The organism is Streptomyces sp. NPDC052236 (assembly GCF_044548015.1).
Lineage (GTDB): Bacteria > Actinomycetota > Actinomycetes > Streptomycetales > Streptomycetaceae > Streptomyces.
In genome coordinates this window covers 171669-185682 of record NZ_JBIUBL010000005.1, presented here as the reverse complement: position 1 = coordinate 185682, position 14014 = coordinate 171669, and the positions used below count along the sequence as shown (strand labels likewise).

Annotated in this window: 13 protein-coding genes; 1 reads left to right on the top strand and 12 read right to left on the bottom strand. The window is 69.0% G+C overall.

All coding sequences use genetic code 11. The annotated features are described in order from the left end of the window. Window positions 1–358 precede the first annotated feature (358 nt). Entirely contained in the window at window positions 359–1486 is a 1128-nt protein-coding gene (gene mnmA, locus ACIHCQ_RS11365; protein ID WP_399660500.1) for a tRNA 2-thiouridine(34) synthase MnmA, read from the bottom strand. A 61-nt stretch (window positions 1487–1547) separates the two neighbouring features. On the opposite strand from mnmA, the gene ACIHCQ_RS11360 reads away from it, so the two are divergent. Further along, on the top strand, window positions 1548–2276 hold the full coding sequence (locus ACIHCQ_RS11360) for an N-acetylmuramoyl-L-alanine amidase (RefSeq protein WP_399660498.1): 729 nt from the start codon (window positions 1548–1550) through the stop codon (window positions 2274–2276). On the opposite strand, the gene ACIHCQ_RS11355 is transcribed toward ACIHCQ_RS11360, so the two are convergent. The 11 genes from ACIHCQ_RS11355 to ACIHCQ_RS11305 all read right to left on the bottom strand — a co-directional run bounded on the left by ACIHCQ_RS11355 (window position 2269) and on the right by ACIHCQ_RS11305 (window position 13841). Beyond that, complete coding sequence (locus tag ACIHCQ_RS11355; protein WP_399660494.1) at window positions 2269–3432, bottom strand: cysteine desulfurase family protein; 1164 nt, start codon at window positions 3430–3432, stop codon at window positions 2269–2271. The two genes, ACIHCQ_RS11360 and ACIHCQ_RS11355, sit on opposite strands and share 8 nt — an antisense overlap. 143 nt (window positions 3433–3575) lie before the next feature. Then, a complete protein-coding gene (locus ACIHCQ_RS11350; RefSeq protein ID WP_399660886.1) occupies window positions 3576–3830 on the bottom strand; it encodes a DUF4190 domain-containing protein in 255 nt (84 codons plus the stop codon). After that, window positions 3827–4729: a thioesterase family protein gene (locus tag ACIHCQ_RS11345; protein WP_399660492.1), complete on the bottom strand. Its 903-nt coding sequence runs from the start codon at window positions 4727–4729 to the stop codon at window positions 3827–3829. Before ACIHCQ_RS11345 ends, ACIHCQ_RS11350 begins: the two co-directional genes overlap by 4 nt. 22 nt (window positions 4730–4751) lie before the next feature. Next, a complete protein-coding gene (locus ACIHCQ_RS11340; RefSeq protein WP_399660489.1) occupies window positions 4752–5423 on the bottom strand; it encodes a trimeric intracellular cation channel family protein in 672 nt (223 codons plus the stop codon). Between the two features lie 18 nt (window positions 5424–5441). Continuing rightward, on the bottom strand, window positions 5442–6644 hold the full coding sequence (locus ACIHCQ_RS11335) for an ABC transporter ATP-binding protein (protein WP_399660487.1): 1203 nt from the start codon (window positions 6642–6644) through the stop codon (window positions 5442–5444). Beyond that, entirely contained in the window at window positions 6641–7777 is a 1137-nt protein-coding gene (locus tag ACIHCQ_RS11330) for an ABC transporter ATP-binding protein (protein WP_399660484.1), read from the bottom strand. Before ACIHCQ_RS11330 ends, ACIHCQ_RS11335 begins: the two co-directional genes overlap by 4 nt. Next, a complete protein-coding gene (locus tag ACIHCQ_RS11325) occupies window positions 7774–8772 on the bottom strand; it encodes an ABC transporter permease (protein ID WP_399660481.1) in 999 nt (332 codons plus the stop codon). The genes ACIHCQ_RS11330 and ACIHCQ_RS11325 overlap by 4 nt, the downstream gene beginning before the upstream one ends. A 163-nt stretch (window positions 8773–8935) precedes the next feature. Next, window positions 8936–10714, bottom strand: coding sequence for an ABC transporter substrate-binding protein (locus ACIHCQ_RS11320; RefSeq protein ID WP_399660479.1), 1779 nt, complete (start codon window positions 10712–10714; stop codon window positions 8936–8938). A gap of 137 nt (window positions 10715–10851) precedes the next feature. Beyond that, window positions 10852–11856 (bottom strand): ABC transporter permease, encoded by a 1005-nt coding sequence (locus ACIHCQ_RS11315; RefSeq protein ID WP_399660477.1) that lies wholly within the window; start codon window positions 11854–11856, stop codon window positions 10852–10854. Between the two features lie 328 nt (window positions 11857–12184). After that, complete coding sequence (locus ACIHCQ_RS11310; RefSeq protein WP_399660474.1) at window positions 12185–12973, bottom strand: enhanced serine sensitivity protein SseB C-terminal domain-containing protein; 789 nt, start codon at window positions 12971–12973, stop codon at window positions 12185–12187. A gap of 115 nt (window positions 12974–13088) precedes the next feature. Beyond that, window positions 13089–13841: an enhanced serine sensitivity protein SseB gene (locus tag ACIHCQ_RS11305; RefSeq protein ID WP_399660472.1), complete on the bottom strand. Its 753-nt coding sequence runs from the start codon at window positions 13839–13841 to the stop codon at window positions 13089–13091. Window positions 13842–14014 lie beyond the last annotated feature (173 nt).

Here is a 14014-nt window from a genome sequence, read left to right as displayed (position 1 = left end):
CGACGGTGAGGGTGATAGGCCTGCGAACACGGCGGGGCATGAGCCAGCTCCTGAGAGGTCAGTCACCCGGCGGGTGCTGACCTCTATCTTTCGACCTCGTCCGCTATCGCCAGGACAAGCCACGTACAAGAGGAGGCAAACCAAGGTTATGTTCGGTCAAAGATGACGCTTACTATGATCGAAACCTGACGGTTCGCCCGAACTTGGCGTGCTGGGAGCCATTGGGCGACGCCGTTCGCGGAGCCGTTTCGGCCCATGCCTTGGACCTCGTTCCCGCGCTGCTCTTCACGAAGATGTCGAGGCAGGCCGGCCCGGGGCCACCAGGGCTGGGCCGGTGCACGCGAGCGGGACCCGTGGGTCAGACCGCTGACGCCGTCGCCCGCTCCGTCGTCGCGATCGTCGCCGAGCCGACCACCCGGGTGCCGTCGTACAGGACGATCGCCTGGCCGGGTGCGACACCGCGGACCGGCTCCGCGAAGGAGACGCGCAGTTCGCCGTCGACCAGCTCGGCGGAGACCTCCGTCTCGCCGCCGTGGGCGCGCAGCTGCGCCGTGTACGTCCCCGGGCCCGCCGGAGCCGTCCCGCACCAGCGGGGCTTGATCCCCGTCAGAGCCGTCACGTCCAGCGCCTCCACCGGGCCGACCGTCACCGTGTTGTTCACCGGAGAGATGTCCAGCACGTAGCGCGGCTTGCCGTCCGCCGCCGGGTGGCCGATGCGGAGGCCCTTGCGCTGGCCGATCGTGAAGCCGAAGGCTCCGTCGTGGCTGCCCACCTTCGTGCCCGACTCGTCGACGATGTCGCCCTCCGCCGTGCCCAGCCGGTTCGCCAGGAACCCCTGGGTGTCGCCGTCCGCGATGAAGCAGATGTCGTGGCTGTCGGGCTTCTTGGCGACCGCGAGGCCCCTGCGCTCCGCCTCTTCGCGGATTTCGCCCTTCGTGGTGAGGGTGTCGCCCAGCGGGAACATCGCGTGCGCGAGCTGGCGCTCGTCCAGTACGCCCAGGACGTACGACTGGTCCTTGGCCATGTCGCTGGCGCGGTGCAGCTCGCGGCTGCCGTCCGCCGCCGTCACGACCGTGGCGTAGTGGCCGGTGCACACCGCGTCGAAGCCGAGCGCGAGCGCCTTGTCCAGCAGCGCCGCGAACTTGATCTTCTCGTTGCAGCGCAGGCACGGATTGGGCGTGCGGCCCGCCTCGTACTCCGCGACGAAGTCCTCGACCACGTCCTCGCGGAAGCGTTCGGCGAGATCCCAGACGTAGTAGGGAATGCCGATGACATCCGCGGCACGGCTCGCGTCGCGGGAGTCCTCGATGGTGCAGCAGCCGCGCGCGCCCGTACGGAAGGACTGCGGGTTCGCGGAGAGCGCCAGGTGCACACCGGTGACATCGTGGCCCGCCTCGGCGGCGCGGGCGGCGGCGACGGCGGAGTCCACGCCGCCCGACATGGCGGCGAGCACGCGGAGGGGGCGCTGAGGAGAAGTGTGAGTCATAGCGCTACCAGGGTACGGGGCGCGGGGAACCGAAAGCTCGCGAGTAAGCGTTGAGCATCGCATGGGGAGCGAATCGAAGCACGGCAGCGACAAAAGCGACAGCGGGCGCGGAGTCAGTCGGCGCGCCTTGCTGATCGGCGGCGGAGTCGCCGTCGTGGGCGGTGGCGTTCTGGCCAAGGACGAGTTGGAGCGCCTCTGGTGGAAGGCGCCCGGGATCACCAAGGAGCGCAACGAGGGTGAGCTCGATCACAGGGACGCGGAGTGGACCGCCGCGTCCCGGGCGAACTGGCGGCTCGCCGACCGGCCCGACGACTACCGCATCGACCGCGTGATCATCCATGTCGTCCAGGGCAGCTACCCGACGGCGCTCAAGGTCTTCAAGAACCCCGGGCACGGGGCGGCCACACACTACGTCGTACGCAAGGACGGCCATGTGGCGCAGATGATCCGCGAGCTGGATGTGGCCTTCCACGCCGGGAACCGCTCGTACAACGAACGCAGCATCGGCATCGAGCACGAGGGGTTCGTGGACAAGCCGGCCGGTTTCACGACCGCGATGTACGCCTCGTCGGCCAGGCTCACCGCGGGCATATGCGCGCGCTACGACATACCGGTGGACCGCGAGCACATCATCGGCCATGTGGAGGTGCCGGGGACGGACCACACCGACCCCGGGCCGCACTGGGACTGGAACCGCTATATCGCGCTCGTGGCGAAGGCCGCCCCGGCCGCGCGCAAGGAGCAGGCGGAGGCCGAGTCGGCGGAAGCGGCGGCGAAAAGCGCTAGCTGAGTCCCGCCGTACGCGCCCGGTCCACCGCCGGGCCTATCGCCTCCGCGACCGCCTCCACATCCGCCTTGGTCGACGTATGGCCGAGGCTGAAGCGCAGCGTGCCCCGGGCCAGGTCCGGGTCCGCTCCTGCCGCCAGCAGGACGTGGCTGGGCTGGGCGACCCCCGCCGTGCACGCCGAGCCCGTGGAGCACTCGATGCCCTGCGCGTCCAGCAGCAGGAGCAGCGAGTCGCCCTCGCAGCCGGGGAAGGTGAAGTGGGCGTTGGCGGGGAGGCGGTCGTCCGGGTCGCCGCCGAGGATCGCGTCCGGGACTGCCGTACGTACGGCCTGGACCAGTTCGTCGCGCAGTCCGCCGATCTCGCGGGCGAAGTCCTCGCGCCGCTGGGCCGCGAGGTGGCCCGCCACGGCGAACGCGGCGATCGCGGGGGCGTCGAGGGTGCCGGAGCGTACGTGGCGTTCCTGGCCGCCGCCGTGCAGGACGGGGACCGGGCTGTACTGCCGGCCCAGCAGCAGCGCGCCGATGCCGTACGGGCCGCCGATCTTGTGCCCGGAGACGGTCATGGCGGCAAGCCCCGACGCGGCGAAGTCCACGTCGAGCTGGCCGAAGGCCTGGACCGCGTCGGCGTGCAGCGGAACGCCGAACTCCGCCGCCACTGCGGAGAGGCCGGCGACCGGCATGACCGTGCCGATCTCGTTGTTGGCCCACATCACGCTGGCGAGCGCGACATCGTCGGGGTTGCGCTCGATGGCCTCGCGCAGCGCGCCCGGGTGCACCCGCCCGTACGCGTCGACCGGCAGGTACTCCACCGTCGCGCCCTCGTGCTCGCCGAGCCAGTCCACGGCGTCGAGGACGGCGTGGTGCTCGACGGGGCTGGCCAGAACCCGGGTCCTGGCCGGGTCGGCGCCGCGTCTGGACCAGTACAGGCCCTTCACGGCGAGGTTGTCGGCCTCGGTGCCGCCGGCGGTGAAGACCACCTCGCTGGGCCGTGCGCCGAGCGCCTCGGCGAGCAGTTCGCGGGCCTCCTCGACGGCGCGGCGGGCGCGACGCCCGGCGGCGTGCAGCGCGGAGGCGTTGCCGGTCACGGTGAGCTGCGCGGTCATCGCCTCGACCGCCTCCGGCAGCATGGGCGTGGTCGCAGCGTGGTCGAGGTAAGCCATGGTGGCCTCGATTCTACGAGGCATGGCGGGGGCGCGGGGCGGCGCAGGGGTGCAGGAGGGGTGCACGGGCGTAGGAGAGCCGTACGAGGTTCGTACGGGGACGTGTGCGCGGCTCCCGTTCGGTCAGCCGCAGCAAGCCTCCGTCAGCCGCCGAAGGACCAGGCGACCGCGTCGTTGACCGTGAGGAGTACGGCGAGAACGGCCAGGTCGGCCACGCCCAGGGCCAGTCCGAGCAGGGCCCGGCCGCGGCGTGCGGTGCCGCGCCTGAGGGCGATGGCCGCCAGGACCACGGCGATCGGGCCGAGCAGGACGTTCATCACGAGCAGGCCGACAAGCCCGAGGACGAAGGAGGCCACTCCGTTGGGGGTGAACCCGCTTTCCGCAAACGGCCCGGTCAGCCGCGCGGGGCCTTCGCCAGCTGGCGGGACTGAGCCACCAGACGGTCCGCGCTGTCCCAGACCTCGGCGTCCTCCTCCAGGAAGCCGCCTGCGAGGTTACGGGTCGTGAGGAAGACCCGCAACGGCCCCGGGGCCGGGCGGCAGCGGATGTGGGCGGTGAGCTCGACCGTGGGGGTCCAGCCCTTCAGGCCCAGCTCGAACGAGGTCGGCGGGAGCGCGTCGACCGTGAGCAGCAGCGAGAGCGGGTCCGCGTCGCGGCCGTCCGCGAGGGCGAACCAGCCGCGCATCTCGCCCTTGCCGGAGGGCGCGCCGACCGCCCAGCCGACGGTCGCCGGGTCGAGCTTGATGTCGATGCGCTCGGTGATCGCGGAGCTGCCCTCGATCTCAGGCGCGGGGCCGTCGGACGGGCCGAGGCAGTGCTGCCGGTCCGGCATGGCGGGCGGCTGCGCCGTGGTGCGTACGTCGTCGGGCAGCGCGGCCAGGTCTCCGTACGAGGCGAGGACGCGGATGCGCTCGACCTCGGTGCCGTCGTCCGCGTACTGGAAGAGGGCCGCCTGGCCGGTGGAGAGGGTGCGGCCCGCGCGGACGACCTCGGTACGGATGACGGCGGGGCCCGGCTGGGAGGCGGTGAGGTAGTGCGCCGAGACCGTGAACGGGTCGGGGTGCGGGAGGGCGTCGCCGAGCGCGCGGCCGAGCAGGGCCAGCAGGTAGCCGCCGTTGACGGCGTGCAGGATCGTCCAGCCCGCCGAGAGCTCCACGTCGTAGACGCCGGGCGAGCGAAGAGTGACGGCGGTGTCGCGGTCGAACTCGCTGTCGCCGATGGTCGCCTGGATGGTCTGTACTGCCTGCACTGCCTGCACTGCCTGGAATGCCCGTACTGCCTCTGTCGCCTCAGCCATGGCTGAACGGTACAACGTCGAACTACTGAGCGGTAGCTTTTTCTTCGGTGGTCGCCGAGCGCCGGTTCCAGGCCCGCGGTGCGCGCCAGTGGAAGCGCATCGCGAGCAGCCGCAGCACGAACGCGGTCACCGCGGCGAGACCGCTGGTGGCCGCGTTGAGCATGTCGAACTGGATGCACAGCGCCACCAGCGTCGCGCCGACGAGGGCGGGTACGGCGTAGAGGTCACGGTCCCAGCGCAGCAGCGAGGGCACCTCGTTGGCCAGCACGTCCCGCAGCACACCGCCGCCGACGGCGGTGGCCAGTCCGAGCACCACGGCGAAGGTGAGGCCGAGCCCGTACTCGTACGCCTTGGTGGTGCCGGTGACGCAGAACAGGCCGAGGCCGGCGGCGTCGAAGACATTGACGCCTGTCTGGATGCGTTCGACGTGCGGGTGCAGGAAGAAGACCAGGACGGTCGCGACCAGGGGGGTGAGAAAGTACCCGAGGTCGGTGAAAGCGGCGGGCGGGACCGCTCCGATGATCAGGTCACGCAGCAGCCCTCCGCCCAGCGCGGTGACCTCGGCGAGCACCGCGATGCCGAAGACGTCGAAGTTCTTGCGTACGGCGAGCAGTGCGCCGGAGATCGCGAAAACGAAGATCCCGGCGAGGTCGAGCGCGTGCTGGACGGAGGGCGTGAAGAGTTCATGGAGCACCGGACGATTGTGCCGGTTCTACTCCTTGATCTTGGGGCTGCCCTCCGAGCCTTCGGACTCGCCGCCGGTCTCCGCGGCTTCCGCCTTGGTCACCGTCGGCTCCGCCGACTTCGGCGTAGCCGTCACTATCTCGATCGCCTCCCGCGCCGACGCCAGTACCTCGCCCTCCTCCGGGGCCTGGTCCGCCGCGTTCTCCGGGTGGTGGCAGGCCACCTGCTGGCCCGGCTTCAGTTCGAGCAGCGGCGGTTCCTGCGTCTTGCAGATCTCCGTCGCCTTCCAGCACCGCGTGTGGAACCGGCACCCCGTCGGCGGTGAGATCGGCGACGGGACATCCCCCTTGAGCAGGATCCGGTCGCTCTTCACCCCCCGCCGCCTCGGGTCCGGCACCGGCACCGCCGACATCAGGGCCTTGGTGTACGGGTGCATCGGCGCCTCGTACAGCGATTTGCGGTCCGCCAGCTCCACGATCTTGCCCAGGTACATCACCGCGATGCGGTCCGACACATGGCGGATCACCGACAGGTCGTGGGCGATGATCACGTACGTCAGGCCCAGCTCGTCCTGGAGGTCGTCCAGCAGGTTCACCACCTGCGCCTGGATCGAGACGTCCAGCGCCGACACCGGCTCGTCCGCGACGACCAGCTTCGGCTTGAGCGCGAGCGCGCGCGCGATGCCGATGCGCTGGCGCTGGCCGCCCGAGAACTCGTGCGGGTACCGGTTGTAGTGCTCGGGGTTGAGGCCCACCAGCTCCAGCAGCCGCTGGACCTCCTTCTTGATTCCGCCCTCCGGCGCGACGCCCTGGAGCTTGAACGGCGCCGAGACGATCGTGCCGATCGTGTGGCGCGGGTTCAGCGAGGAGTACGGATCCTGGAAGATCATCTGGACGTCACGCCGCAGCGGGCGCATCTTGCCCACGCCCAGGTGCGAGATGTCGTGGCCCTGGAACTCGATCTTCCCGGCGGTCGGTTCGAGCAGCCGGGTGATCAGCCGGCCCATCGTCGACTTGCCGCAGCCCGACTCGCCCACCACGCCCAGGGTCTCCCCCGAACGGACGTCAAAGGTCAGCCCGTCGACCGCCTGGACCGCCCCGGCCGACCGCCGCAGCAGCCCCTTCTTGATGGGGAAGTGCTTGACCAGGCCCTCGACCTTCAGCAACGCGTCGGGCGCGGCCGGCGAAGCGGCGGGCGCGGACTCCGGGTTCTTCACGTCGTTCTCACTCACAGCTTGGGCGCAATCTCTTCGGTCCAGATCCGCGTCCGCTCGTCCTGCGACATGTGGCAGGCGGAGAAGTGCCGGCTGCCGACCTCGCGGAGATCGGGGCGGACGGTGCGCGTCAGGTTGTCCTTGGGCACATCGGCGTACGTGCACCGCGGGTTGAAGGCACAGCCCTGGGGGACGTTGATGAGGCTGGGCGGGGAACCCTTGACCGGGATGAGGCGCTCGGTCTGGTCCCGGTCGATGCGCGGCATCGAGCCCAGCAGGCCCCAGGTGTACGGGTGCTGGGGCTCGTAGAAGACCTGCTCGGCGGGACCGCGCTCGACGCACCGGCCGCCGTACATCACCAGGATGTCGTCCGCCAGCTCGGCGACGACGCCCAAGTCGTGCGTGATGACGATGACCGCGGAGCCGAACTCCTTCTGCAGATCCCGGATGAGGTCCAGGATCTGCGCCTGGACGGTGACGTCCAGCGCGGTCGTCGGCTCGTCGGCGATCAGCAGCTCGGGGTTGTTGACCAGCGACATCGCGATCATCGCGCGCTGGCGCATACCGCCGGAGAACTCGTGCGCATAGTTGTCCACCCGCTTGTCGGGCTGCGGGATGCCCACCCGGTCGAGCAGCTCGATCGCCCGCTTGCGCGCGATCTTCTTGTCGACTTTGTGGTGGACCTGGTACGCCTCGATGATCTGGCGTCCGATCGTGTAGTACGGGTGGAGCGCGGACAGCGGATCCTGGAAGATCATCGCCATCTCGCGCCCGCGCAGCTTGCGCACCGTCTCCGGGTCGGCGCCCAGCAGCTCCTGGCCGTCCAGCCAGACCTCGCCGGAGATCTGCGCCTTGCGGCGGCCGTACTGGCCCGCCGTGTGCAGGCCCATGATGCCGAGCGAGGTGACGGACTTCCCGGAGCCGGACTCGCCGACGATGCCGAGGGTCTTGCCCTTCTCCAGCTGGAAGCTGAGCCCGTCGACGGACTTGACCAGCCCGTCGTCGGTCGGGAAGTGGACCTTCAGGTCGCGTACTTCGAGGAAGGCGGTGGGGGCCGGGGAGCCGACCGCGGCCGGCTCCCCCAGTGCGGTGCCGGTCACGGCGAGGTCCCCGGTGAGGTCCCCGGTGGCGGGCTTGTCGAGGTTGGTCATCCGATCCTCACTCGCGGGTCGATGACGGCGTAGAGAAGGTCCACGAAGAGGTTGGCGACACAGATGAACATGGCCGCGATCAAGGTGACGCCCAGGATGAGCGGAAGGTCCTTGGTGTTGATCGAGTCGATGGCGAGCCGACCGAGGCCGGGCAGGTTGTACGTCGACTCGGTCAGGACCGCTCCGCCCAGCAGCGCGCCGAGGTCCAGGCCCAGCAGCGTCAGGACCGGGGTCCAGGTCGAGCGCATCGCGTGCCGCCCGATGACGACGCGCTCCGTCAGGCCCTTGGCGCGGGCCGTACGGATGTAGTCCTCGCCCATTATCTCCAGCATGGTGGCCCGGGTGAGCCGGGCGTACATCGCCGCGTACAGGAAGGCGAGGGTGATCCACGGCAGGATCAGCGTCTGGAACCACTGAGCCGGGTCATCGCTGAACTGAGCGAACTCACCGCTGATCCAGTCCAGCTGGTAGCTGAAGATGGCCAGCGAGAGCAGACCGGTGAAGTAGATGGGAAGCGAGACACCTGCGAGCGCGACGGTCATCGCCGCGCGGTCCCAGATGGTGCCCCGGCGCAGTGCCGAGACGACGCCGGCGGCGACACCGCCGACGACCCAGAGCAGGCAGGCGCCGGCCGCGAGCGACAGGGTGACCGGAATGGCCTCGGTGAGCTGCGGCCAAACCGCCTGCTCGGTGCGGAAGGAGTAGCCGAAGCAGGGAGCCGGACAGTGCGTGACATCCGGGCCGTTGGCGTAGTCCCGACCGACGAACAGGCCTTGGACGAAGTGCCAGAACTGCACCAGCACAGGGTCGGCGAGGCCCAGCTTCTGCCGGATTCCCTCGATAGAGGCGGGGTCGGTCTGCTTGCCGGCGAAGAGATACGCCGGGTCGGAGCCGGCCCACTTGGGGAGTACGAAGAAGATGACGAAGGTCGTCAGCGTGACGACCAGCAGCATCATGGCGACGGCGAACAAACGCCGGATGATGTAAGCAAGCACTGTGCGCGGCCCGGCGGCGGCCCGGAGATCCCCGGATTACGGGGTCCCCCGGGCCGCCGCCCGAGGCCATCACCTGCCCTTCGGGACTGGCGGGTTGGGCGATGGTGGGGTGTTACTCGTTGTTACGTGTCGTAACCCGTCACATGTGACGGTTGACCGACGACTACTTGACGACGCCCAGCGAGACGTAGTCGTAGCGGCCGTTGTACGCCGCCGTGGAGTAGGCGTTCGTCAGCCGCGAGCTGCGCCAGGTGAAGTTCTTCTCGTAGATGAACGGCATCTGGACCGCGAGGTCCGCGACAGCGTGGTTCATCTGCTTGTAGATCTCGCCGGCCTTCGCCGGGTCGGTCTCCTTGAGAGCGTCGTCGAAGAACTTGTTGATCTTCGGGTCGTTCGTCTCGGAGACGTTGTAGTTGCCGTTCGCCTCGATGAAGCGACCGTCGATCAGCGGCTGCGAGAAGCCCTGGCCGGTCGGGAAGTCCGGGCCCCAGCCGGTCATGACCAGACCGAGACCGCGCTGCTTCACGACCGCGGGAGAACCGGTGATGGTGGAGGACTCGGCGCCGTCGATCGACTCGACCTGGGCCTTGATGCCGACGGCCTGCAGGGACTGCTGCAGCGCCTCGGCGGTCTGGACCTCACCCGGGTTGTTGACGCGGGCGGAGATGTTGGTGGAGAAGCCCGCGGGCTTGCCGCACTTCTTCAGAGCGTCCTTGGCCTTGGCGACGTCAGGCTTGCCGTCGCGCGCCAGGATGCCGTACGGGTCGTAGTCGTCCGAGCCCTTGATGCCCTTGGGCAGCATGTTCGTGGCGATGTCGCCGGCGGCGTCCGGGCCGCCGCGGACCGTCTGCATCGACTTGTAGTCGGCCGCGTAGATGACGGCCTTGCGGCACTCGATGTTGTCGAACGGCGCGACCTTGGTCGCGATGTCGACGTACCGGATGAAGCTGGTCTCGATGTTGTCGACGTTGTCCTTGTGCTGCTTGAGCGCCGTGGTACGACCCGACTGAGTCATGCCCGTGGCGTTCAGGTCGACGTCGTAGTCGCCCTTGATCAGCAGCTGGTCGATCGCCTCAAGGTTGGAGTTGACCGTGACCGTGATCTTGTCCGGCAGCGCGGGGCGGATCGGGTCGGATGCCTTGGTCCACTTGTCGTTGCGGACGAGGACGGCGCCCTTCTTGGGCGAGTACGACTCGAACTTGTACGGGCCCGAGGAGAACGGCTTGAGCTGGTACTTGCCCGCCGTGTCCTTCTCCTTCTTCACCGGGGAGCCGGCCGGCATCGCGAGCATCTGCTCGAAGTCACCGTTGGGCGTCGCCAGGTTGAAGACAATGGTCTTGTCGTTCGGCGTCTGAATCGCCTTCAGGCCGAGCTTGTCCGGCGTCGCGTCCTTGTAGGGACCCTTGTACTCCTCGTTCGGGTCGAGGACATTCCGCAGGAAGCCGGGACCGCCGGTGATGACGTCCGTGGCCCAGATGCGCTCAATGCCGTACTTGATGTCCTTGGAGGTGATCGGCGTGCCGTCCTCCCAGGTGATCCCGTCGCGCAGCTCGTACGTGTACGTCTTGCCGCCGTTGGTGACCTTGCCGTTCGCCTTGGCGAGGTCCGGGACGAGCTCGGCGCCGGCCGCGCCCGGCTTGGGCGCGTAGGAGATCAGTTGGCGCGCGTAGAACCGGGAGAAGTCCCAGGCCATGCCGTAGTACTGGCGCTGCGGGTCGGTGGAGTCGAAGTCCTGCTTGCCGATGAACTTGAGCGTGCCACCCGCCTTGGTGGAGGCGTTGGCGACACCCTTCGTACCGGCGTTGTACCCGGCGGCCTTGCCACCGCCGCTCTCCTCATCCTTGGAGTCGCCACCACCGCACGCCGCGGTGGACATAAGAGATGCCACGACAACCGCCGCACCGGCGATCTGCCTGCTCCTCGACGAACGTAGGGGTTTCATTGTTACTGCAACCTCCGGAGTAGCGCGGTCCTTGGCTTGTTGCCGGGGAACCATCGGGGAGCCGCCTGACCTGTGTGGCAGGCGCGCGTTCAGTTGTCCGCGGCCGGGCAGTGCCGCAGGGGGTGGGGCCGTGGCCGTCAACGGGTGCCCTTGGGGTCGAGCGCGTCCCGCACGCCGTCGCCGAAGAGGTTGAAGGCCAGGACCGTCACGAAGATCGCCAGGCCGGGTACGACCATGAACGTCGGGTCTTCCTTGTAGTACTCCACAGCCTTGGAGAGCATCTGACCCCAGGAAGCGGTCGGCGGCCGAACGCCTGCGCCGAGGAAGCTGAGCGCCGCCTCGGTGAGGATGTTCGTGGGGATCATCAGGGTCGTGTAGACGGTGATCGGGGCGACCAGGTTGGGCAGCAGCTCCTTGAAGAGCACATAGCGCCGACCGGCGCCCAGGCTGCGGGCGGCCTCGACGTACTCCTTCTCGCGCAGCGAGAGCGTCTGGCCGCGCACGATACGTCCCACGTAGGGCCAGCCGAAGAAGCCGATCACCATGACCAGGACGGCGATACGGACGCTGCTGCCGGTAAGGCCGAACAGATCGCTGGGGAGCACGGAGACCAGCGAAATGATGAAGAGCAACTGCGGGAAGGCCAGCAGCATGTCCATCACCCGGCTGATGACCGAGTCGACCCAGCCGCCGAAGTAGCCGGCGACGATGCCGAAAATGGTGCCGAGCAGGACGGCCACCATGGCCGCGAGGAAGGCCACCAGCAGCGAGATCCGCGCGCCGTAGACGATGCGGCTGAACACGTCGCGGCCGTTCTGCGGCTCAACTCCCAGTAGGAAGTCGGAACTGATGCCGCCGTAGGAACCGGCGGGGGTGCCGAACAGCGGGTCGATCTGGTCCTGGTGGAACTCGTTGGGCGGGTGGCCGAGCAGGCTCACAATCAACGGCGCGAAGATCGCGACGAGCACCAGGAAGACCACGACGATCCCGCCAGTGAGCGCCAGTTTGTCCCGCTTCAGGCGAGTCCAGGCGATCTGCCGCAGCGATCGCCCCTCTACCGACTTCTTGACTACATCCGTCGCGACATCGCCGGCCGCGGCCTTCTCCGCGTCCGTGCCCGTGTCGTGCAATGGTGCCGTCATCGTGGTGGGGACCCCTCTCGGCCGGAGGTAACCGGCCCGTACCCGCCGCTGTAGCGGCTTTGTTCACAACATCTGATGCACGTCGTGCACTTGTACGGCGAACACGCATGAAGTGCTCCGTACGCGGGAACGAATATCCCCTTGTGGCGGAGTCTTCAACGGTCAAGTGATCAGCCGCCAGCCCCACAGAGGAATGTTTGCTCAAACGTGATGAGTTGAGGGGTTTCCGTTATACGGACGTCACCAACGGCTCAGCGGATGGCCATCCGTGACGTATCGGACGAAAGACCCTCGAAAGGTCTACACCAAGGGGCGTATTCAAGCCACCTCAGCGGCCGTGCGGCGGCGGGTAGCCGTAGCCACCGCCCGCCGGTGCGCCGCCGTGGGCGTCGCGGTCGTAGAACGGGCGGGAGTTGGCCCGCAGCCACATCGCCACCGGGTCGTAGTCGTCGGACATCGCGACGGTGGAGACCGGAAGTCCGTCCGGAACCGCGCCGATCGACTGCCGCATCATGGCGCGTACCGCGTCGACCGACGCGTGGCTCGTGTCGTACAGATCCAGCCCGATGGCGAGATACGGCGCACCGAGCGCGGGCTGTACCCAGGCGCGGCGCAACGAGCGGACCGCGGGGGTGCGGTGGGCGTTCTGCGAGAGCAGGCCGTAGAAGTGCGGGATTTCGATGGCTGGTTCGGACAGTCGCAGCGGTCCCGCCGGCATCCGGTCGAGACCGGTGGCGATACGGCGCAGATCCAGCCACGGGATGCCGACGCCGCCGCCCGGGGCATGCGGGTTCAGCCAGATCCCCCAGTGGTCCGGGAACAGGGCGCGGGCGATGTCACGGCCCGCGGCCACTTCGTGCGCACGGTTCCAGCCGGAGACGGCGAGTTCCTGGGCGGAGGTGACGCAGGGCGCGTAATTGACGCCGTCGACCTCCATGTTCCCGTACTGGGCGTCCGGCGACCCGGCCTGGCCATGCCAGAGGAGCATCCAGATCTGGCCACTGGCCGGCTCGGCGAGCGCGTGCAGCAGCGCCTCGTACGCGTCATAGCGTCCGGGAGTCACCTGGCGCAGCATGTGCTCGACCTGCCCGGCCGCCGCAGTGCCTGACGCACTCACTCTGGGTTCCGCCCCTCGTCGATCCAGCATCCAGCACAGCAAACCAGCTTAATTCAGGAGTCGGCACATCGACTTGACGCCTTGACGGCCCTGACGGCCTTGACTGCCCTGACGACTATGCGTGCTGTCGTTGATAAAAGGGCCGCACGCGCTCCAGCATCCACTCGCCGACGGGATCCTGCGCGACATCCAGCAGTACGAGGTTGACGGGCCAGCCCACCTGTACCCGGTGCAGCGCCCTGCCGAGCGCGTCCATCGGGGCGTTGCGCTCCTCCGCCTCCCAGGAGTTGAGCTGAACACCGATGAACAGGGTCGGCGGGTCGCCCTCGATGGACGCGAGCGCCCGGCGGGCGCTCTCCACCACGCCGGAGGACTCGAACTCCCCGGCCGCGGCGGCGAGGAAGTCGACGGGTTCCTCCTGCCAGTCGGGCTCGAAGAGCCGCACCCGGCCGCCGGTGGTCGGTCCGTCGAGCGGCGTACGGCCCACCCGGCACAGCTCGGCGACGGCGGGCGGCGGCAGGGGGGCGCCGACCGCGCCGCCGGGGTTGACGGCGATGCCGAGCTGCGGGGGGAGTCCGCGGGCGAAGTCGCGGGCGGGCGCGACGGTGAAGGAGATATGGCTGCCGACGCAGAGCAGGTACTGCTCCTCGGAGCTGAAGACGGGGACGTAGGCGGCGCCGTCGATCTCCATGGTGGGGAGATCGAGATCGGGGCTGTCGGGCCCGCCGCCGTTGGGGAGCGGCACCCAGATGCGGCTGCGGCCGAGCACTTCGACGAGCCGGCCGCCGGCGGAGGGGTTGCCGAGGGAGGCGGCGAGCGTCTCTTCGAGCTCGTTCGCCGGCCAGGTGTTGGGCGGGTGGGTGTGCATGTGCGGTGTCCTTCTACGTCCTTCTGCCCCGGGTTCCACGGTCCGCCCGACCCTAGCGCCGCCCCGGGGACCGCTGCGCCCGGGCCCTTGCCGGGGCCCGCCCCGAACCCCGCGCCTCAATCGCCGGCGAGGCTTGATTTCCAGCCCGTCCGGCGATTGAGGACCGGGGGTCT

What these genes read in the sequence shown, in the direction of transcription:
- mnmA (WP_399660500.1), bottom strand. Translation starts at nt 1,486, where the DNA reads ATGACTCACACTTCTCCTCAGCGCCCCCTCCGCGTGCTCGCCGCCATG.
- ACIHCQ_RS11360 (WP_399660498.1), top strand. Translation starts at nt 1,548, where the DNA reads ATGGGGAGCGAATCGAAGCACGGCAGCGACAAAAGCGACAGCGGGCGC.
- ACIHCQ_RS11355 (WP_399660494.1), bottom strand. Translation starts at nt 3,432, where the DNA reads ATGGCTTACCTCGACCACGCTGCGACCACGCCCATGCTGCCGGAGGCG.
- ACIHCQ_RS11345 (WP_399660492.1), bottom strand. Translation starts at nt 4,729, where the DNA reads ATGGCTGAGGCGACAGAGGCAGTACGGGCATTCCAGGCAGTGCAGGCA.
- ACIHCQ_RS11330 (WP_399660484.1), bottom strand. Translation starts at nt 7,777, where the DNA reads ATGACCAACCTCGACAAGCCCGCCACCGGGGACCTCACCGGGGACCTC.
- ACIHCQ_RS11320 (WP_399660479.1), bottom strand. Translation starts at nt 10,714, where the DNA reads ATGAAACCCCTACGTTCGTCGAGGAGCAGGCAGATCGCCGGTGCGGCG.
- ACIHCQ_RS11315 (WP_399660477.1), bottom strand. Translation starts at nt 11,856, where the DNA reads ATGACGGCACCATTGCACGACACGGGCACGGACGCGGAGAAGGCCGCG.
- ACIHCQ_RS11305 (WP_399660472.1), bottom strand. Translation starts at nt 13,841, where the DNA reads ATGCACACCCACCCGCCCAACACCTGGCCGGCGAACGAGCTCGAAGAG.